This is a genomic window from Bacteroides sp. (assembly GCF_030151085.1).
Taxonomy (GTDB): Bacteria; Bacteroidota; Bacteroidia; order Bacteroidales; family Bacteroidaceae; genus Bacteroides.
This window is the reverse complement of record NZ_JASLER010000049.1, coordinates 1-20,326: the sequence shown is the minus strand read 5'-3', so window position 1 is coordinate 20,326 and position 20,326 is coordinate 1. Positions and strand designations below refer to the sequence as shown.

Genomic DNA, 20,326 nt, shown 5'->3' with positions numbered 1-20,326 from the left:
ATGAATTCTACCGATAAACTGTTTCTGCTCGATGCCTATGCACTGATATATCGGGCATATTATGCGTTCATCAAGACCCCTCGAATCAACTCCAAAGGGTTTAATACTTCGGCTATTCTGGGCTTCGTCAATACTCTTGAAGAAGTACTGAAGAAGGAAAACCCTACTCATATCGGAGTAGCATTCGACCCCTCCGGTCCTACTTTCCGACATGAGGCCTACGAGCAATATAAAGCGCAACGCGAAGAAACGCCTGAAGCCATTCGCCTCTCCGTACCTATTATAAAGGACGTTATTCGTGCTTATCGCATACCAATCCTTGAAGTTCCGGGTTACGAAGCCGACGACGTAATAGGTACTCTCGCCACCGAAGCCGGCAATCAGGGTATAACCACTTATATGATGACCCCTGACAAGGACTACGGTCAGCTAGTATCAGATCATGTATTCATGTATCGCCCCAAACATAGCGGTGGCTTCGAAGTAATGGGTACCGAAGAAATAAAAGCGAAGTTCGATATTCAGTCCACCTCGCAAGTAATAGACATGCTTGGATTGATGGGCGACAGCTCCGATAACATTCCCGGCTGCCCGGGCGTGGGAGAGAAAACTGCACAAAAGCTAATTTCAGAATTCGGCAGTATTGAAAATCTACTGGAACATACCGATCAACTGAAAGGTGCCCTTAAAACAAAAGTGGAGGCAAACCGGGAAATGATTACTTTCTCAAAATTTCTTGCAACCATCAAAATTGATGTACCCATTGAACTTGACATGAAAGCGCTTGTTCGTGAAGAACCGAACGAAGAAGAACTCCGCAAGATTTTTGAGGAACTGGAATTCCGCACACTCATCAACCGAGTTCTGAAAAAAGAGAGTGCTCCCCTCTCCGCCTCTTCAACTTCTTCCGCTACTCCCGATCTTTTTGCCGGAACGCTCTTTGCACAACAACCTGCCACTCCCTCCGAAAATAAGGGCAATATTCAAGGTGATTTGTTTGCCAATTTTGCGGGCGACGGCACAGATGGTTTCAAAAATTCAAATCTCAGGGGCTTAGAATCGCTTGATGTGGATTATCAACTTATTGATACAGAAGAGAAAAGACGAGAATTTATTCAAAAGTTACTTACAACCAAAATTCTCTCAATAGATACAGAAACTACCGGTACCGACCCCATGGAGGCAGAATTGGTAGGAATGAGCTTCAGCGATGCAGAAAATCGTGCGTACTATGTACCGGTTCCTGCAAATCGTGAAGAAGCTTTAAAAATTGTAAACGAGCTTCGACCACTCTACGAAAATGAGAAATCTATGAAAGTAGGACAAAATATCAAGTACGATATGATTGTTCTTCAAAATTATGGTGTCCGCGTGAAAGGAACACTTTTTGATACGATGCTCGCCCATTACATTTTGCAACCCGAACTTCGACACAACATGGACTATCTGGCAGAAATCTATCTGAACTATCAGACCATCCACATTGACGAACTAATTGGAGCCAAAGGAAAAAACCAGAAGAACATGCGCGACCTCTCTCCGGAGGAAGTTTACCGGTATGCTTGCGAAGATGCAGACGTCACCTTGAAACTAAAAAACATTCTTGAAAAAGAGTTGAAAGTGCAAGGAGCCGAAAATCTATTCTATGAAATAGAGATGCCGCTTGTGCCTGTACTTGTCAATATAGAAACCAATGGAGTCCGCCTCGACACGAAAGCCTTGAAGCAATCTTCGGAGCATTTCACCGTTCGCCTCGAAGAAATAGAAAAGAGCATCTTCGAGCTGGCAGGCGAAACCTTCAATATTGCCTCACCCAAGCAAGTAGGCGAAGTGCTTTTCGATAAACTAAAGATTGTAGATAAAGCAAAGAAAACCAAGACCGGCCAATACGTTACCTCCGAAGAGATACTGGAAAGCCTTCGAAACAAGCACGATATTATCGGTAAGATATTAGAATACCGGGGATTGAAGAAGTTACTAAGCACCTATATAGATGCTCTACCTCAACTGATTAATCCACGTACAGGGCGTATCCATACTTCATTCAATCAAGCAGTAACCTCCACAGGGCGACTCAGTTCGAGCAATCCTAACTTGCAGAATATACCTATCCGCGACGAAGACGGCAAGGAAATACGAAAAGCTTTCATTCCTGACGACGGTTGCGAATTCTTCTCTGCCGACTATTCACAGATCGAGCTCCGGATCATGGCACACCTGAGTGAAGACAAAAATATGATAGATGCTTTCCTCAGTGGTTACGACATTCATGCCGCCACCGCTGCCAAAATATACAAGATAGATATCAAAGATGTAACCGCCGACATGCGTCGCAAGGCAAAAACAGCCAACTTCGGCATCATTTATGGTATTTCTGTCTTCGGACTTGCCGAGCGTATGAACGTTCCCCGCCAGGAAGCCAAGGAGTTGATAGACGGATATTTTGAAACCTATCCGCAAGTCAAAGAATATATGGATCGTAGTATCCAGGTAGCTCGTGAAAATGGCTTTGTGGAAACTATCTTCCATCGCAAACGCTTTCTGCCCGACATCAACTCACGAAATGCAGTTGTCCGTGGGTATGCCGAACGAAATGCCATCAATGCACCTATCCAAGGAAGTGCCGCTGATATCATAAAAGTAGCCATGGCACTTATCTATAAACGCTTCCTTAGTAACAATCTGAAAGCAAAGATGATTTTACAGGTCCATGACGAACTAAATTTCAGCGTTCCTAGCGAAGAAAAAGAGATTGTGCAAAAAATTGTAATCGAAGAAATGGAACACGCATATCGCATGCACGTACCCCTGAAAGCCGATTGTGGATGGGGAAATAACTGGTTGGAGGCACATTAATCAGGTCAATAACGTTATTTAACTTACAATCAGAAAGCAAGGCAAGTATTCATTCCCAAATACAGTTTGCTCATAAGAACATCCGGCAATTCATTCGCCGGATGTTTTTTTGTCATCTATCTTACCAAAAAGAAAGCATATACCTTTTGCCTTGATTGACATATTGATAATTATTAATCTATTATTTGCATTTATGTCAATATAATCCATACCTTTGCAGCGAAATCAATGACACATTGATAGAATATAGTAAGTAATAAATAAAAAAAGAATAGACCATGAAAGCAAAAGTATCTTTAAAAACAGTGATTATCTCAGCACTTCTCTTAGTTTGTGGATTAAATGCATCTGCTGACAACAAAAGTAACCTCATTTACAATTCGGAAGAAGTAAATGGCGTAATGGTTGGACAGACCGTTTATAAGATGGAAGGCAGTGCTTTGGCAAACTATATGAAGTACAATTACACGTATGATAATCAAAATCGCATGACTGAAAGTGAAGCCTTAAAGTGGAACAGCACTAAAGATTCATGGGACAATGACATGTGTATCCGTTATGCTTACCAAGGCAAGTCAGTTACTACTACTTATTACAAGTGGAACAAGAAACAAGGTGAATACATATTGGTTCCTGAAATGACAGTTACCATGGATAACCCCAATATGTAATAACTAAATACATTTTCTCTTAAATTTTACTCATAACAATAACCAAAACCTACTATAAACAATCAGGAGCCGAAGTACGCAATGTATTTCGGCTCCTTTTTGTATATTTGCCTTTCAAAACAGATAAGAAACAAAATGATATCCAAAGCCCTTACCACATACATCGAAACAGAGATTATCCCCCGATATGAATACTTTGACAAAGCGCATAATCTATCGCATGTACAGACAGTCATTGAGGAAAGCCTCAGCCTAGCCAAGCAACACCCCGAAGCAGATGAACGACTAGTCTATGTTATTGCTGCCTACCACGATACCGGATTATGCCGTGACCGTGCCACACACCATCTCGTTTCAGGAGAGTTATTGATGGCAGACGCCCATCTACGCCAATGGTTTAGCGAAGAAGAGCTATTACTTATGAAAGAAGCCGTAGAAGACCACCGTGCTTCTACCGACCACGAACCGCGTAGCATCTACGGACGTATTGTAGCTGAAGCCGACCGGATAATAGATACTGACACCACCTTACGCCGCACTGTTCAATACGGACTTAAACACTACCCCGAAGCTAGTATCGACTGGCATTACCAGCGCTTCTACAAACACTTGATGGAAAAATACGCTCCCGGTGGTTACTTGAAACTCTGGTTCCCGCAGTCCAAAAACTCTGAAAAGTTGAAGGAACTGCAAGCCATCATTGCCGATGAAGCCCAACTGAAGGATATCTTCGAAACTCTGTTCAAGGAGGAGACGGCAAAACTGGGTTAATAATAATCAGGAGCTAAAGCCTGCAGCCTGAGATGCCTCATTTTTTTGAGTTGCTGCATATATAAATGCAACGCGCTGGATATATAGATGCAACACGTGGGATATATACATCCAGCGAATGGGATATATACATCCAGCAAATCGGGTCTATACTGCCTTGAAACGCATCATTTGCATCCTCTAAAGATAAAGTATCCGAAGCAGATGGAACGATATATAAAGAAAGAAAACTATCGCCGCCACAACGCTTTCTGAAATTCCAGTGGAGTTTCCCCCGTATTGCGCTTGAAGAACTTACAGAAAGCGGAAGCATCGCTAAAGCAAAGCCGGACGGCAATCTCGCTCACGGCAAGCTTTCGTGAACCTAGCAGCGTCTGTGCTTCCATGGTAAGCAGTTCGTTGATGATGGTATTCACGCTCCTGCCGGTGGCACCACGCACAATGCGCGAGAGGTATTGTTCGCTGATGGCGAGCTTATCGGCATAGAAACCCACGAAATGTTCTTCCTTGAAATGGCGGGTAACGAGTGCATGAAACTCCTGCAAAACATGGTCTTTAGGACTGATGTGCTTCTTTATAATCGTTTTGCGCGAAAGGAAATCACCAATATCCAGAAACAATGCATTGCACGAAGCCTGTACCCGCCGAAACAGGAAGCTATGCTGAGAGTCCAGCAAGCGCATCAATTCTTCCAGTTCTTTATGAATAACACACGCTTCGTCATCCGTCAGACGAAGCGTGTATTGCTTGTTTTGGCGCATAGTGGCGAGCAGTATGCTCACTATCTGAGTGAAGTAAGAGTCGTTTGTTTGCATAGACTCCGATATGGAAAGAGTAATGAACTCGATATCCGGGCTTGAAGACAAATGACTGGTCAGATAATTGGCTCCGTGAATAAGCAAAGTATTACGCTCCATCACGATCTGTTCGCCATTCAACTGAATCTCCGAACGGCCTTCTAGAATGAGAATCATATACAGTTCCCGGTTGAAATATTGTTCGTCCGCAGGATAGCTTCTGTCTTTGTAACCGCTCTTGAAACAAACCACTTCCTCTCCATAATGAGGTATCTCAGGATGCTCTTTCAGCAACTGGATATTATCGAATATACGAGATTTGACCATTTACACTTCTCCTTTAGAGCCGTAAAATTACGTTTTGTTTCGTAAAAGACAAAAACTATACGGAATTAGCTTATCTGTTTCCCACAAAAAAGGGGGAACTTTGCACCCGGTAAACAAAGTTTCGCCAAATTCAACTTTGGTAGTTGAGCACATGCGAAACTCAGAATTGAAAACGATAGGACACATGGAATTGAAAGAGGTATTAAAGAGGTATTTGGTTTTTGTTTTAGGATTATATTTTCTCTCCGCAGGCATTGTATTGATAGTACATTCCACGCTGGGCACTACGCCCATATCAAGTGTGAATTATGTACTGAGCCTCAATACTCCGCTCACTTTGGGCACTTGCACGTTTCTCATTAACATGGTGCTGATTGCAGGTCAGTTTTGGTTGGTACGCCACGAGAAAAGTCGTCAGGACGTAGTAGAGATACTGCTACAGATCCCGTTTTCATTCATATTCTCCGCATTTATAGATTTCAATATGGCACTGGCGACCGATTTGCACCCTTCGGGATATGGCATGTCCATTGCGTTGCTGCTGTTGGGATGTCTGGTGCAATCCATCGGCGTGGTACTGGAGCTTAAACCCAAAGTGGCAATGATGAGCGCCGAAGCATTTGTGAAGTACGCATCACGCCGTTACAACAAAGAGTTCGGGCAGTTCAAAGTCTACTTCGATGTTACTTTGGTATCATTCGCCGTCCTACTTTCGCTGATATTTACCCAAAGTATTGAAGGCGTACGCGAAGGCTCGCTCATCGCCGCTTGTCTGACGGGGTATATCGTGAGCTTCCTCAACCATAAGGTTATGACCAGAAAGATGCTCTACCGATTAGTCCCCGTATTGAGGTAAGAATAGGCAGAATTCATTGTTTATCGCACACTCATGCTGCTTTGTACCGTTAAAATCGTTACTTTTGCACCTATAATCTTATTCAGGAACCGAATCTTCATAAAGAAGACTCCCCAACAATATATGGTACACAGTAATTTTGCACTCATCATCAGATCCTTAGACGTCTGGAATATCTATACCGCCACCCTCTTTCATGTAGAAGAGCATGAATTCTATTTCACTCCTACGGGAAAGGTGGAAGCCGCCGAAGTATCCGCCGACGAAACATTGAGCAAGCTGGTAGAAATCTGCACACAGTGCGAGCTGAAAGTTCTTTACGACACCTTGGGCAAGAAGAACTTCAAGACCGAAAGCCTCTTCTGGGCAAAAGCCGATAAGCAGATGCAGCATTACGTAAAGCAACTGACAGACAAAAGACTGAACACCATCTTCGAAATTACTTCCCGACTGGGCATCCACCTCTTCTTCCGCGAAAGCAGCAAAAACGAACTGCTGAAGAAGAATGAGCTTTCACCCACTACCTCCGTAGCCGTCCCTCAGATGATATTCCGCCGGAGCGATGAAGGAATAGACTACACCCTTCACCTGAAATTGAGCGAAGAAGAAGTGATTGAACCCTGCCGGCACCGCCCCTTTCTGCTTGCCGAAACACCCGGCATATTCATTCTTGGTAATCAGATATATACCCTGCCCGATGGTTTCAGCGGAAAGCTATTATTGCCTTTCCTCAGCAAACCTTCCACCTTCATTCCCCAAAGAATGCAGAACGACTACTTCCGTCGATTCATCCTCAAGAATACATACAAAACAGAGATACAAGCCGAAGGATTTAACATCGTAGAAGAGCAATGCGAACACAAATGCAGGATTCTGCTAGAGAAAGACATTCAGGCGGAAGCCATGCTTTCTGTTCAGTTTGCATACAACGATGTCACTTTCTATGCCGATGATAAGCGGAAGCTCTATGTCCGCTTGGAGGAAGAGGGAGAAAGCTTCAAGTTCATCAAGTTCACCCGAGACACTGCCTGGGAACTGGAACAGAGAAGAATCTTGAAAGAGAAGTTCGATATGCCCGAAAGAGGTTCGCTAGCCGACCTCATCGGCTGGCTGAAGGCGCACACCGAAGAGTTGAAAGAAGACGGAATAGAGTTTCATCAACTCTCGAAGGAGAAATATTACCTGGGCGATGCACAAATCCGGCAATCTACCCAATGGAACAACGACTGGCTCCAGATACACATAGAGATACACCTCGACAATGGCACCGTGATTCCATTCCTCAAACTGAAAGACGCCATCCTGAACGGCAATCCTGAATATCTGCTGGAAGACGGAAGCATCTTCCTCATTCCCGACGAATGGTTCGCCCGCTATGGCGGTATCATGATGTTCGGCCGTGCGGAGGAAACACGCATTGCCATCCATCGCTGCCAACTGCCTGTAACGACCGCCATAAGCACCGAAAGAAAAGAGGAACTTCCCGATGATCTCTCCTCTCCCCAAGGACTGAAAGCCCAACTGAGGCATTATCAGCAGACGGGATTCGAATGGCTGTACCGCCACTTCGCCTCGCAGACGGGTTGTTGCTTGTCCGACGATATGGGACTGGGAAAAACCGTTCAAACCATTGCCCTGCTTCTGAAATACAAGGAGACTTGCCAACGTGCGGAACAATCTGCTGCACTGAATAAAACCTCTCTTTTCTCCACCGATGAAATGGCAGGAGAATCGACCGAAGAACCTCATGGCCAGACAAGCATTCCCTTTGAAACAATTCTCGTGGTATCTCCCGCCTCGGTAGTCTATAACTGGAGGAACGAGCTCCACCGCTTCGCCCCCCGGCTTACGGTTTGCGAATATATCGGAACCACCGAAGAACGGCGGCATAAACAGCAGGCACTCTTACGTTGGGACGTGGTTCTGACTACGTATCAGACACTGCGCAACGACATCGAGCACCTATCTCGCCTCTCCTTCGGCATACTTGTTTTCGATGAATCGCAATGCTTCAAGAACCGGAACTCACAACTCTACCAGTCGGTGATCCGCCTCCAAGCCCACCACCGCATAGCACTCAGCGGCACGCCCATCGAGAACTCGCTCAGTGACTTATGGAGTCTGATGAACCTGTTAAACCCCGCGTTGCTGGGCAATCACCAGACTTTTCAGCGCAATTATATCAACCCTATATCGCAAAGGATGCAAGACCGGAAGTCGGCGATACTCCGCACCCTGATTGCTCCCTACTTCCTGAAGAGGTCGAAAGAAGATGTCCTGCCCGACCTGCCCGAACGCCTGGATGAACTTGTATTATGCGAAATGACACCGGAGCAGCAACGGCTTTATGACGAAGAGCTGTCTAGTGCACGCAACCTGCTGTTATCCGGTCACACTGAAACAATGTCCCCTACCCCGCAAGAAGCCCCCGCAACCTCCGCCCATGTGCTTACCGCCATCAACCGCCTGCGTCAGATAGCCTGCCATCCGCAGCTAATAGGCGAAGAAGATATGGATTCCGGCAAGTTCAACGAACTGTTTTCCCGTCTGGAGACGCTGCATGAAACCGATCATAAGGTACTCCTCTTTTCAGAATACGTCTCATTGCTCCAACTGGTAGGCGATGAAATGAAGAAGCGCAATTGGACGTACGAGCTACTGACAGGAGAAACCCAGAACCGCGAAACAGTGATAAACCGTTTCTCCAACACCCCTTCCTGCCATTTCTTCCTTATCTCACTGAAAGCGGGCGGTGTAGGTCTGAACCTCACCAGTGCCGACTATGTCTTTATGCTGGACCCGTGGTGGAACCGTGCCGCCGAAGAACAAGCCATCAGCCGTGCCCACCGCATGGGGCAGCAACGTTCGGTTTTCGTCTACCGTTTCATTTCCTGCGGCACACTAGAAGAGGATATCCTCAGCCTGCAAGACCGGAAACATTCATTGGTAGAGGCCGTTTTGCCTTTCATAAGGAATAAAGTCTCACCCCCGACCGCTCTCTAATACGAATAAAATACCAATCTTTCATCAGATAAACAGAAGAATACCTATCTTTGCAAGCAGAAAACAGTAATAATAAAATAAATAATGGCTTTACAATGTGGTATTGTCGGACTGCCCAACGTTGGCAAATCGACACTTTTTAACTGTTTGTCCAATGCAAAAGCACAGGCGGCAAACTTCCCTTTTTGTACAATAGAACCGAATGTAGGTGTTATCACCGTGCCCGACGAGCGTCTGAACAAGCTTGCCGAACTGGTAAATCCTCGACAGATTGTACCCACAACTGTTGAGATTGTTGATATTGCCGGACTGGTAAAAGGCGCCAGCAAAGGTGAAGGACTGGGTAATAAATTCCTTGCCAATATTCGCGAAACCGATGCTATCATCCACGTGCTGCGTTGTTTCGACGATGAGAACGTAACACACGTAGACGGAAGCATCAACCCCGTGCGCGACAAAGAAATCATTGACTTCGAACTTCAGTTGAAGGACCTCGAAACACTGGAATCACGCATACAGAAAGTACAAAAGCAAGCTCAGACCGGTGGTGATAAACAAGCCAAACAGGCTTACGATGTACTGGTACAATATAAAGAAGCATTGGAACAAGGCAAATCTGCCCGCACCGTCAGCTTCGACACCAAAGACGAACAGAAGATAGCCCGTGAGCTCTTCCTGCTTACCTCCAAACCCGTGATGTACGTATGCAATGTAGACGAAGCAAGCGCCGTAAACGGTAATAAATACGTCGATATGGTGCGCGAAGCCGTAAAGGACGAGAATGCCGAGATATTGATTGTTGCCGCCAAGACCGAAGCCGATATCGCCGAGTTGGAGACTTACGAAGACCGTCAGATGTTCCTTGCCGAAGTAGGTTTGGAAGAATCGGGTGTAGCACGTCTTATCAAAGCGGCCTATCACTTGCTGAACCTTCAGACTTACTTCACTGCCGGCGTACAAGAAGTACGTGCCTGGACTTTCGAACAAGGATGGAAGGCTCCCCAATGCGCCGGTGTTATCCACACTGACTTTGAAAAGGGCTTTATCCGTGCCGAAGTTATCAAGTACGACGACTTCCTGCAATATGGTAGCGAGGCTGCTGTTAAAGAGGCCGGTAAGTTGGGCGTAGAAGGTAAGGAATATGTGGTGCAGGACGGTGATATCATGCACTTCCGCTTCAACGTATAACGAAAGACTCTATTAAATCGGTAGTTAATAGCTACCGATTTAATGTATAAGATAAGACCATAAAAACAGAACTGATCATGAAGCAGTTTCTCATGTTTCTCCTCTTAGCACTTTGTTCTGTTGCATACGCACAGCAACAAGACTCCGTAACCATCTGCGGACGAGTGACGGACTACAACGGACAGCCTATAGACAGTTGCTCCATCTTCTGGCAAAGTCCTTCATTTGACGACGTCAGTACAGCCATGACCGGAAAAGACGGACACTATTCAGTCCGCATTCCCAAAGGGAAATATCAGAGTGCAGGAGGTATCAATATGGCTACCTATCCGCATACCGCAAAGGGCGGACTGCCTGAAGCAGACCAACGACTGGAGTTCTGGGCATGGGATTTCATTGCTGATCGTGATACAACACTCAACTTCCAGTATCACCGGATGGAGGTGTACGGACTGCGTGTATTCAGCATTCCCGGAGGCATGCCAACCTATCAGATATATGTGCGTCCGATGAGCCTTACACGCTTCTTAAAGTGGCAGAAGGAAGCAAAGCCTGAAACCGTAGTGCATGGCGAGAAGTTGAACAACATGAATCAAAAAGCAATTTCTGACCAGGCCAAAGCAAGCCTCTTCGCTCCTTCGACCGACAAGCTGAAAGCCGTAGTTTGGATAGATGGTGAGGAAGTGCCCATCCTGATGAAACAAGAGATCAAAGAATACTTCGACGCAAGCGAATACGGCAACGCCTACCTGCTGACCGTAGACGTATCTAAACAACCCAAGAAAGCCCTGCCCTACCGTATCTTCAAAGTAGAACTGACTGACCTTGAGAACGGTGACCGCGGCGAAGGACTTTACTATATGGAGAAAGAAAACTACGTTAAATAAAACCTTATTATAGAAATGAAATACCTTATAGCAGGCACTGGCGGCGTAGGAGGCTCAATAGCCGCATTCCTCGCACTCGCAGGAAAAGATGTTACTTGTATTGCTCGTGGCGAACATCTCGCAGCTATACGCGAACGCGGGTTGTTGCTGCACTCCGATTTGAAAGGTGAACACACTTTGAAGATAGATGCATCTACAGCAGAAGAGTTTCAAGGTAAAGCAGACGTCATCTTTGTATGCGTCAAAGGATATTCTGTAGACTCTATTACAGATTTAATCAAACGTACCGCACACAAAGGTACAGTGGTTATACCTATTCTAAATGTATATGGTACAGGTCCCCGTATTCAGCGCCTCGTGCCGGGTATTACGGTTCTGGATGGCTGCATCTACATTGTGGGTTTTGTATCGGGCAAAGGTGAAATTACGCAGATGGGCAAAATATTCCGCTTGGTGTATGGTGCACACAAAGGTACCTCGGTTCCTGAAGGAATGCTCGAAGCTATTCAAAGCGATCTGCAAGAAAGTGGTATCAAAGCCGAAATATCCGCTGACATCAATCGCGATACATTCGTAAAGTGGTCGTTTATCTCTGCCATGGCAGTTACCGGTGCTTACTACGATGTTCCTATGGGCGAAGTGCAGAAAGCCGGAAAAGTACGTGACACATTCATCGGACTTTCCCGTGAAAGTGCCGAACTAGGGCGTAAACTGGGCATTGAGTTCAAGGAAGATGTGATAGAGTATAATCTTAAAGTGATTGATAAGCTTGCCCCCGAAAGTACCGCTTCGATGCAGAAAGATATTGAAAAGGGACATCAGAGCGAAGTTCAAGGATTGCTCTTTGATATGATTGCTGCGGCCGAAGAACAAGGAATAGATATTCCGACGTACAAGATGGTGGCGGAGAAGTTCAAATAGGAGAAGACTTTTAAAGTGCATATTTTGTACTTTAAAGAATCAATAACGGAATTATGGAATTAGCAGTCGTTATACAAAGCAAGATATACGAGATTAGAGGACAGCGGGTCATGATAGATAAGGACTTGGCTGAACTCTATCAAGTCACTACCGGAAATCTGAATAAGGCAGTGAAAAGAAACATCAAACGATTTCCATCGGACTTTATGTTTCAGTTGACGGCAGAAGAATGGAACTCTCTAAGATTCCAAATTGGAATCTTAGAGACAGGAAAAGGAAAACATACAAAATATTTGCCTTATGCCTTTACTGAACAAGGCTTAGCCATGTTATCCGGAGTACTGAACAGTGATATAGCCATCGAAGTCAACATCAACATCATGCGTGCCTTTGTCGCCGTGCGTCAACTCATATCGACCCCTCCTACCGACCGTATCAGTAATTTAGAACAAGAAGTACAAGAGTTGAAAGCCTATCTCGAAGAAGTATTTACCGATCAGAACGACATCAACGAAGATACCCGCACGCAGTTGGAGCTTATTAACCAGACCTTAGCAGAAATGCAAGCTCAGAGGAAGGCGAATAACAAACCCCGCAACCCTATCGGCTTCATCAAACCCGAATAATAAACCTATAATAGAATAATAATTATGTTACCACTACTCAGCATCAACTGGAACCCCAATCCCGAACTGTTCAACCTCTTCGGGCATCTCCCTATCCGTTATTATGGCCTGCTGTGGGTCGTAGGCATTGGCCTTGCCTACCTGATAGTACGCCAGCAGTACAGAGACAAGAAAATAGGCGATGACAAGTTCGAGCCCCTGTTCTTCTACTGTTTCTTCGGCATCCTGATCGGTGCACGACTGGGACACTGCCTGTTTTATCAACCGGAGTATTACCTGAATCATTTTTGGGAAATGATATTGCCCGTCAAATTCCTCCCCGATGGTGGATGGAAATGGACCGGATATGAAGGACTTGCCAGTCACGGCGGTACACTGGGCTTAATTATATCCCTTTGGTTGTATTGCCGCAAGACGAAGATGCACTACATCGATGTGGTAGATATGATAGCAGTTGCTACCCCGATTACCGCCTGTTTCATCCGCCTTGCCAACCTGATGAATTCCGAGATCATCGGTAAGCCGAGCGATGCACCCTGGGCATTCGTCTTCGAACGGGTAGACATGATACCGCGTCACCCGGCTCAGTTATACGAAGCAATCGCTTACTTCATCTTCTTCCTGGGAATGGTTGTTCTCTATAAATACGGACAGAAGAAGCAGGCAGCAGCTCCTACCAAACAGGCAGCCGCACAGCCCTATTTCCACCGTGGTTTCTTCTTCGGACTCTGCCTGACTGAGATATTCACTTTCCGCTTCTTCGTTGAATTCCTGAAAGAAAATCAAGTTAATTTCGAAGATGGAATGACATTCAATATGGGACAATGGCTCAGCGTTCCATTCGTAATTATCGGACTGTACTTTATGTTCTTCTATGGAAAAAAGAAGAAAGTATAAAGCGTAGCAATAAGAACATCATAATATAGGCACGGATTACACGGATTTCGCGGAACTCTTTTAAATAGAATTCATGAAATCCGTGTAATCCGTGCCTAAATTATATCAGCAAGTTATGTGCAGTAATTATTCGGTCTTGCTCAATTCAGCGTCCACTTCAAAGCCAATGTAGGGATAGCATAAAAGCCATCTCTTCCTCCGAAATTGTTGCTCAATTCCAGCTCAGATCCTACACTCAGATTGAAATTCTTACTGAATCCTTTTACCCTATTAAGGTTCACCCAAAACTGAGGTTCGGATAAGAAGATGGTCTTTCCGTAATTTGTTTCTTCCCGCCACCAATCGGCAAAGCCGGAAAAGGTCAGTAGGTTATCGCAGAAATTCATGTACCAAGTGCCTGTTAACTGGAAATTATTGGGAGAATGGTGCTTCTGGATATACTTGTACATCGCAGTCAGAGAAAATCCACGAGAGAAAGAAGCATTATTGTATGTATAAGTCAGACCGCCCAAATAAGCATTATTATAAGAAAATCCTTTTGCCAAGCCGCCATTATATTCCACATGGATAGAGAAAGGATTCTTCCAGAACTTCAGTTCACGGGCTATTTCCCAATAAGCAGCAGCTACCCCGTCCGATGTATAGTCCATATCGATAAAGAAGTATGTACTTCCCCACCCGTCCGGTTGGAACTTTTCGACAGTAGAAGTCAGCAATGGACGTCCTTTCAAATCTTTATCATACAAGGAGCGACCGAAATCGTAGTGCAACTGAATGTTTTGCGCATAAACATTGCCACCTATCGATAACGATAGAACTAGAAAGAGAGGTAATAGTAGTTTCTTCATGACTAAGTATTTTTTAGAAATAGGTGCAAAAATACTTAAATGAGTTAATTAATCAATATCTAGGTCTCACTATTTACGTCCCGCCTTCGTAAGACTTACCATTTTGAGACACAATACTGACTATTTTCCCATCTCCTACTCCCCAATTAGTCCCTATTTACACATTTCAACCCCACACCCGAAACATATCATTCCATCCCCTTACTAATTTATTGCCTACTTTTACGCCAACAAACTATCAACCGTAAAATCAAATACCCACATGAAAGATTATTATCAGCAAAGAAGAGCGGCAATCTCTCTACAAACTACTCTGAGAAAGAAAATTATTTGGCTACTATGTATCCTGCCACTTTCGATGTCGCTTCAAGCACAAACATCCTATGCTTTCCGTGACACGACCCTTACTGACGAGAAACGAATCGACAACCTTCTCTCCATACTGACACTGGACGAGAAGATTGATTTGCTATCTACCAATCTCGGTGTACCTCGCCTTGGCATTCCCCGTTGCGGGCATTACGAAGGTCTGCACGGACTTACTTTAGGTGGTCCCGCTGCCTGGGGCGGACGGAAGAAAACAGATGACGGAAGGATGATACCTACCGACTTCCCTACCACCATTTTCCCACAATCATACGGCTTAGGTTCCACGTGGGACATTGCGCTTGTACAGAAGGTAGCCGAACAAGCTTCCGAAGAAGCGCGATACTATATGCAAACACTCGACAATAAGCGCAATTCACTCGTGATGCGTGCTCCTAATGCCGACCTTGCCCGTGACCCTCGTTGGGGACGGACAGAAGAAAGTTTCGGAGAAGATCCCTTCCATACCGCACAACTCACCATTGCCAGTGTGCGGGGCTTGCAAGGCGACCATCCCCGTTATTGGAAAACCGCTTCTCTTATGAAACATTTCCTGGCGAACAGCAATGAAGATGGGCGAGACAGTACTTCCTCCAATTTCGACGAGCGATTATTCCGTGAATACTATTCCTATCCTTTCTACAAAGGTATTACCGTAGGCGGAAGTCGGGCATTCATGGCATCGTACAATAGTTGGAACGACATTCCCATGACTATCCATCCGTGCCTGGAAGCTATTGCCCGCAAAGAGTGGGGTAACAACGGAATTATCTGTACCGATGGGGGTGCTCTCAAATTATTGGTAGAAGCCCATAAAAGCTTCCCCTCTCTCACCGAAGGTGCTGCCGCCGTAGTGAAGGCTACTGTAGGACAATTCCTCGATACCTATCTGCCCTATATCAAAGAAGCTCTCGACAAGGGGCTTGTAACAGAGGCAGATATTGACAAGGCCATTCGTGGTAATCTATACGTCGCTTTGAAATTAGGGTTGCTGGACGGTGAAAAGTCCAAGAATCCCTATCTTTCCATCGGCAAAGATGCATCAACCACCCCACCCTTCCTGACCGATGGCGCCAAGCAACTGGCAAGAGAGGTCACTGCAAAATCGGTGATCCTGCTGAAGAACAACGCCATTTCCGGTACATCTCCCATACTCCCCTTAAACGGAGAGAAGTTGAAGAAAATAGCTATCATCGGCCCGTACGCTAATAAAATTGTGCAAGACTGGTACAGCGGAACTCCTCCGTATGAGGTGACTATACTCGATGGCATACGTTCCGCCGCAGGCAAGAACATCCAAGTGCTCTATGCCGAAGATAATCGGATGGACGAAGCTACCCGCATAGCCAGGGAAGCTGATGTAGCAGTGGTTTGTGTAGGCAATCATCCCTTCGGAACAAGAACCGACTGGAGGTTCTGCCCCGTTCCCAGCGATGGACGTGAGGCGGTAGACCGTAAGTCGCTTGCCTTGCCGGACGAAGATTTAGTGAAACAGGTACTAAAGGCAAATCCTAATACAGTACTTGTCCTCGTCAGCAACTTCCCATACGCCATCAACTGGAGTCAGGAACATGTGCCCGCCATCGTACACATCACTCATTGCAGCCAGGAGCAGGGGAATGGTTTGGCAGATGTCCTTTTCGGCAAGGTAAGTCCGGCAGGACGTACTTCGCAAACGTGGGTAAAAGACATCACAGACCTGCCCGACATGATGGATTATGATATTCGCCACGGCCGTACTTATATGTATCAGAAGAACGGAGTTCTCTATCCCTTCGGCTATGGACTGAGTTATACCACATTTAAATACGACAAGATTAAATCTATCAAGCAAAACAAGGGTGATATCCAAGTAACAGCAGAAATCACGAATACGGGGCTTAAAAATAGTGATGAAGTCATTCAGTTATATGTTAGTTATCCCAACTCGAAAGTAGAGCGTCCTGTGAAGCAGCTGAAAGCTTTCGACCGGACATTTATCAAAGCCGGGGAAACAAAAGAGGTTACCCTTGCTATCAATAAAGACGATTTGCGCTACTGGGATACCGACAAACAGGCTTTCGTACTCGAACCGGGTAGCATGAATCTTCTTATCGGTTCTTCATCGGCAGACATACGCTTGGAAGGGAAGGTAGATGTGAAATGAACTCATCGTAGATCATCGCTACAATGATCTACACTCTATACAGAACTGAGATAGGAATCATCCGTAATGATTGCCACAATCATCCGCAATGATTCCTACAATCATTACGTATGATTCCTATCTCATATATATAGACAGTAAGTATCTCTGCCAAAGTGAGCCTAGATGACATCCTGCAAGAACAGTGCAAGATAATATACATTGTCCGCAACTCCCGGTTCATCATCTCCAGCCAAAGGAATCTCCCGCAACTGAGCATAAGTTGAACTAATATTTGTAACTTTGTGATTTGAAATCTCAATTCATTCACTATGTTCAACTTTATCGATCCTCTTATCACTTCTACGTATCGGGAAGACGAATACCCCGTTTCTCTTTACCAAACCCGCGAATGGGGCTGCACGCTTCCTTTGAAAGGACTGACTGTACTCGATGCAACTCCGGTATTCCGTAATACCTTAGTGAAGCACCGTGCTTTAACAGCTGCCGGAGCAGAATTGATTGCAGGTATTTCCAACGTTATGCCGCGGGATGAGAAGATTGTCGAATTACTTCGTTCCTCAGGCATACGCGTCATGCGTCCCGAAGATGCACCCGTACCGGTTGATATTATCCTCGATTGCGCCGCCGCCTTCAGTAGTTGGCAACCTCGTATCGGCTTTGTGGAACTCACCCGGTCGGGCGTAGAGAAATTCAGCCACGTAGACAAACCCGTGTATTTAGCCGATAATGGACGCATCAAACGTATCGAAACCTGTCTGGGCACAGGCGAAAGCTACTATCGCGCCATGAAGCAACTAGGATATGATGAATGGAAAAACCGGAAACTCGTAGTCTTCGGCTCCGGGAAAGTAGGCACAGGCATCATCATGTACGCCCATAAATTGGGTGCACGTGTAACCGTTGTCACTGATCCTGAGAGTGTGTCCGAACAAATCACCGCATTTACTACCGACATCATTGATTATCGGGACACCCCCAAAGTAGTGCAAGCGGTGAAAGACGCATACGCCGTTGTTACCGCCACCGGAGTGGCTCATGCTTTAGAAGGAAATTGTCCTGCCGAAGCCCTGTTACACTCCCCCGCCCTGCTTGCCAATATGGGTGTAGAAGATGAATACGGCCCGTCCATTCCGGCCGAACGGGTGCTGATGCAAAAGAAGACCCTTAACTTCATCCTTGAGGAACCTACTCACTTGAAGTACATCGATGCCACTATGGCCTTGCACAACGAAGGCGCCCTCTACCTCGCTACCCATCCCGAAGCCCGTGGATTGATAGAGCCTCAGCCTGAACTGGAAGAACATTTATTAAATATCTGTCGCCTCAACGGTTGTATCTCCGACGAGTTAGACCTCATTTAACGTACCATTTCACCATTTGATATGAAAACCAGCCTGCTTCTCCGGGGAGCCGTTCATCAGAACCACCCGACAAATATCCTTATCGAAGGAAACCGTTTTAAAAGCCTTAATGCCTCTGCCGATACTCCGGCAGACGTTGTAATAGATTGCAAAGGACTTGCTATCCTCCCTCCTTTCTATAACGCTCACACCCATGCCGCCATGACCCTGCTACGTGGATATGCCGACGATATGCCGCTCTTCCAGTGGCTCAACGAATACATCTGGCCCTACGAAGCGCGCATGACTTCCACGGACATCTATAACGGTACCCGGCTCGCCATTCTCGAAATGATTAAGTCGGGTTGCGTCTTCTTCAACGACATGTACTGGGAAATAGAAGAAACCATGCGTGCCGTAGAAGAAATGGGTATCCGTGCTGCTGTGGGCGTCACCTTTATGGACCGCCAAAGCGAGAGGAGAACGGAAGAAAACTTCCGCTTCATTGAGCAATGGGCAGACCGTGCCAATGGCAGAATCCAGATAACCGTTGCCCCCCATGCCATCTATACCGTAAGCGAAGCCCTGCTCCGCCGTTGTGCCGAAGCTGCCCGCAGCAAGGGTTTAGTGCTCCACACCCACCTTGCCGAAACCGAACAAGAGGTAAAAGATTGTATCGCCTCTCACGGGATGACGCCCGTACGCTGGCTGGATTCCATCGGTGTTTTGGGAGATAATGTAGTTGCTGCCCATGTGGTGCATGTAGACGATGAAGAAATAGAGATTTTGAAAGAACGAAAAGTAACCATCGTTCATAATCCTTGCTCCAACATGAAGTTATCTTCAGGCATCTTCCGGGCACAAGCCTTCTCCCAATCAGATTGCCGCATCGCCCTGGGTACGGACGGCGCCTCGTCCAACAACAATCTCGATATGCGCGAAGAAATGAAAACAGCCGCTCTACTTGCCAAATGCCAACATACTCCCGATACACTTTCTGCACAAGAGGTACTGCAATGGGGCACACAGAATGCCGCCGAAGCCTTCCATATAGACGGTGGTATCATTGCAGAAGGCAAACTGGCGGATGCGGTACTGGTAAATCTGTCTAATGAGCGCCTCCTCCCCTGCCATAACCTGATCTCAAACTGGGTCTATGCAGCAGATAGCCGTTGCATCGACACCGTGATTTGTGACGGAAAGATAATCATGGAGCATGGAAGAGTAGCCGGAGAAGAGGAAATTACGAAAGCCGTTTCCCTTTGAGTATCTCACTCAAAGGAATTTCCCGGATCTTGGATTCAACCCAAGCCACAAAGTCGAACTTACGCAGGATTTGATTTTCGTATTTATCCTGGTACAAGGCATGGACTTCATCTTCCAGATGTTTCCAGATGCTTACCCGTGACTTTTTGTTATCATCGACGAAAGAATAATTCAGGAATTTCAGCAGGAACAACTCCACTTTCAGGCTTAGTTCCTTATTCTTGGACATCTCCCGCTTGATGGAACGGGTTTCGGATTGGATATAATCAATATCCCCCAGTTCATAGTGGATCATCAGATTCACAAGACGGATGGTGCGAAACAGCGAAAGAGGGTAGAAATTCCCCCGTCCCACAATAAGCGCCAGCTTCTTCTTTGCCTTGCGAAATTCACCATTGCCCAGATGGGTCAATGCGATGTATAGCAACATAATGGCTTGTTGCTGGTCTTTCAGCAAGCCTGTCTTATCTATCAATGAGGCTTGGTTCTCTGTAATCCATTCATCCGCTTTCTTGAACTCTCCCCTGTCAATGAATGAAAACAGCCGATAGATGAAG

At 45.9% G+C, this 20,326-nt stretch carries 15 protein-coding genes and 1 pseudogene; 13 read left to right on the top strand and 3 right to left on the bottom strand.

The window, feature by feature from the left end; translation table 11 throughout:
* From polA to Q1W14_RS09690, 3 genes are all read left to right on the top strand, one after another.
* On the top strand, positions 1-2,856 hold the full coding sequence (polA, locus tag Q1W14_RS09700) for a DNA polymerase I (RefSeq protein ID WP_300701142.1): 2,856 nt from the start codon (positions 1-3) through the stop codon (positions 2,854-2,856).
* 278 nt (positions 2,857-3,134) lie between these two features.
* Complete coding sequence (locus tag Q1W14_RS09695; RefSeq protein ID WP_300701140.1) at positions 3,135-3,527, top strand: DUF3836 domain-containing protein; 393 nt, start codon at positions 3,135-3,137, stop codon at positions 3,525-3,527.
* A gap of 135 nt (positions 3,528-3,662) precedes the next feature.
* Positions 3,663-4,298: an HD domain-containing protein gene (locus tag Q1W14_RS09690; protein ID WP_300701138.1), complete on the top strand. Its 636-nt coding sequence runs from the start codon at positions 3,663-3,665 to the stop codon at positions 4,296-4,298.
* A 230-nt stretch (positions 4,299-4,528) separates the two neighbouring features.
* Here the strand turns inward: Q1W14_RS09690 and Q1W14_RS09685 are convergent, their stop codons facing one another.
* Positions 4,529-5,422 carry an AraC family transcriptional regulator gene (locus tag Q1W14_RS09685; protein ID WP_300701136.1) on the bottom strand — a complete coding sequence of 298 codons (894 nt, stop codon included), beginning with the start codon at positions 5,420-5,422 and terminating at the stop codon, positions 4,529-4,531.
* A gap of 184 nt (positions 5,423-5,606) precedes the next feature.
* Between Q1W14_RS09685 and Q1W14_RS09680 the strand changes: the two genes are divergently transcribed.
* The 7 genes from Q1W14_RS09680 to lgt all read left to right on the top strand — a co-directional run bounded on the left by Q1W14_RS09680 (position 5,607) and on the right by lgt (position 13,800).
* Positions 5,607-6,278: a DUF6198 family protein gene (locus Q1W14_RS09680; RefSeq protein ID WP_300701135.1), complete on the top strand. Its 672-nt coding sequence runs from the start codon at positions 5,607-5,609 to the stop codon at positions 6,276-6,278.
* Between the two features lie 123 nt (positions 6,279-6,401).
* Complete coding sequence (locus Q1W14_RS09675) at positions 6,402-9,281, top strand: DEAD/DEAH box helicase (RefSeq protein WP_300701133.1); 2,880 nt, start codon at positions 6,402-6,404, stop codon at positions 9,279-9,281.
* A gap of 84 nt (positions 9,282-9,365) precedes the next feature.
* On the top strand, positions 9,366-10,469 hold the full coding sequence (ychF, locus tag Q1W14_RS09670) for a redox-regulated ATPase YchF (protein ID WP_300701131.1): 1,104 nt from the start codon (positions 9,366-9,368) through the stop codon (positions 10,467-10,469).
* Positions 10,470-10,546: 77 nt separating this feature from the next.
* Positions 10,547-11,356, top strand: coding sequence for a carboxypeptidase-like regulatory domain-containing protein (locus Q1W14_RS09665; RefSeq protein ID WP_300701129.1), 810 nt, complete (start codon positions 10,547-10,549; stop codon positions 11,354-11,356).
* Between the two features lie 15 nt (positions 11,357-11,371).
* Entirely contained in the window at positions 11,372-12,277 is a 906-nt protein-coding gene (locus Q1W14_RS09660) for a ketopantoate reductase family protein (protein ID WP_300701128.1), read from the top strand.
* 53 nt (positions 12,278-12,330) lie between these two features.
* A complete protein-coding gene (locus Q1W14_RS09655; protein ID WP_300701127.1) occupies positions 12,331-12,903 on the top strand; it encodes an ORF6N domain-containing protein in 573 nt (190 codons plus the stop codon).
* Positions 12,904-12,927: 24 nt separating this feature from the next.
* Positions 12,928-13,800, top strand: coding sequence for a prolipoprotein diacylglyceryl transferase (lgt, locus tag Q1W14_RS09650; RefSeq protein ID WP_300701126.1), 873 nt, complete (start codon positions 12,928-12,930; stop codon positions 13,798-13,800).
* Positions 13,801-13,940: 140 nt separating this feature from the next.
* Here the strand turns inward: lgt and Q1W14_RS09645 are convergent, their stop codons facing one another.
* Positions 13,941-14,648, bottom strand: a complete 708-nt coding sequence (locus Q1W14_RS09645; RefSeq protein ID WP_300701125.1) for a DUF5020 family protein — start codon at positions 14,646-14,648, stop codon at positions 13,941-13,943.
* Positions 14,649-15,006: 358 nt separating this feature from the next.
* On the opposite strand from Q1W14_RS09645, the gene Q1W14_RS09640 reads away from it, so the two are divergent.
* The 3 genes from Q1W14_RS09640 (at position 15,007) to Q1W14_RS09630 (ending at position 19,769) form a co-directional block, all read left to right on the top strand.
* Complete coding sequence (locus tag Q1W14_RS09640; RefSeq protein ID WP_300701193.1) at positions 15,007-17,160, top strand: glycoside hydrolase family 3 C-terminal domain-containing protein; 2,154 nt, start codon at positions 15,007-15,009, stop codon at positions 17,158-17,160.
* Between the two features lie 311 nt (positions 17,161-17,471).
* Positions 17,472-18,524, top strand: a complete 1,053-nt coding sequence (locus tag Q1W14_RS09635) for an NAD(P)-dependent oxidoreductase (protein ID WP_300701124.1) — start codon at positions 17,472-17,474, stop codon at positions 18,522-18,524.
* Positions 18,525-18,545: 21 nt separating this feature from the next.
* On the top strand, positions 18,546-19,769 hold the full coding sequence (locus Q1W14_RS09630; protein WP_300701121.1) for an amidohydrolase: 1,224 nt from the start codon (positions 18,546-18,548) through the stop codon (positions 19,767-19,769).
* Here the strand turns inward: Q1W14_RS09630 and Q1W14_RS09625 are convergent.
* Positions 19,747-20,326 (bottom strand): annotated as a pseudogene (locus tag Q1W14_RS09625) (hypothetical protein); the annotation flags it as partial. The gene Q1W14_RS09630 and the pseudogene Q1W14_RS09625 overlap by 23 nt on opposite strands.

What these genes read in the sequence shown, in the direction of transcription:
- Q1W14_RS09635 (WP_300701124.1), top strand. Translation starts at nt 17,472, where the DNA reads ATGTTCAACTTTATCGATCCTCTTATCACTTCTACGTATCGGGAAGAC.
- Q1W14_RS09645 (WP_300701125.1), bottom strand. Translation starts at nt 14,648, where the DNA reads ATGAAGAAACTACTATTACCTCTCTTTCTAGTTCTATCGTTATCGATA.
- Q1W14_RS09685 (WP_300701136.1), bottom strand. Translation starts at nt 5,422, where the DNA reads ATGGTCAAATCTCGTATATTCGATAATATCCAGTTGCTGAAAGAGCAT.
- Q1W14_RS09640 (WP_300701193.1), top strand. Translation starts at nt 15,007, where the DNA reads ATGTCGCTTCAAGCACAAACATCCTATGCTTTCCGTGACACGACCCTT.
- polA (WP_300701142.1), top strand. Translation starts at nt 1, where the DNA reads ATGAATTCTACCGATAAACTGTTTCTGCTCGATGCCTATGCACTGATA.
- Q1W14_RS09630 (WP_300701121.1), top strand. Translation starts at nt 18,546, where the DNA reads ATGAAAACCAGCCTGCTTCTCCGGGGAGCCGTTCATCAGAACCACCCG.
- Q1W14_RS09665 (WP_300701129.1), top strand. Translation starts at nt 10,547, where the DNA reads ATGAAGCAGTTTCTCATGTTTCTCCTCTTAGCACTTTGTTCTGTTGCA.
- lgt (WP_300701126.1), top strand. Translation starts at nt 12,928, where the DNA reads ATGTTACCACTACTCAGCATCAACTGGAACCCCAATCCCGAACTGTTC.
- Q1W14_RS09675 (WP_300701133.1), top strand. Translation starts at nt 6,402, where the DNA reads ATGGTACACAGTAATTTTGCACTCATCATCAGATCCTTAGACGTCTGG.
- ychF (WP_300701131.1), top strand. Translation starts at nt 9,366, where the DNA reads ATGGCTTTACAATGTGGTATTGTCGGACTGCCCAACGTTGGCAAATCG.
- Q1W14_RS09695 (WP_300701140.1), top strand. Translation starts at nt 3,135, where the DNA reads ATGAAAGCAAAAGTATCTTTAAAAACAGTGATTATCTCAGCACTTCTC.
- Q1W14_RS09660 (WP_300701128.1), top strand. Translation starts at nt 11,372, where the DNA reads ATGAAATACCTTATAGCAGGCACTGGCGGCGTAGGAGGCTCAATAGCC.
- Q1W14_RS09680 (WP_300701135.1), top strand. Translation starts at nt 5,607, where the DNA reads ATGGAATTGAAAGAGGTATTAAAGAGGTATTTGGTTTTTGTTTTAGGA.
- Q1W14_RS09690 (WP_300701138.1), top strand. Translation starts at nt 3,663, where the DNA reads ATGATATCCAAAGCCCTTACCACATACATCGAAACAGAGATTATCCCC.
- Q1W14_RS09655 (WP_300701127.1), top strand. Translation starts at nt 12,331, where the DNA reads ATGGAATTAGCAGTCGTTATACAAAGCAAGATATACGAGATTAGAGGA.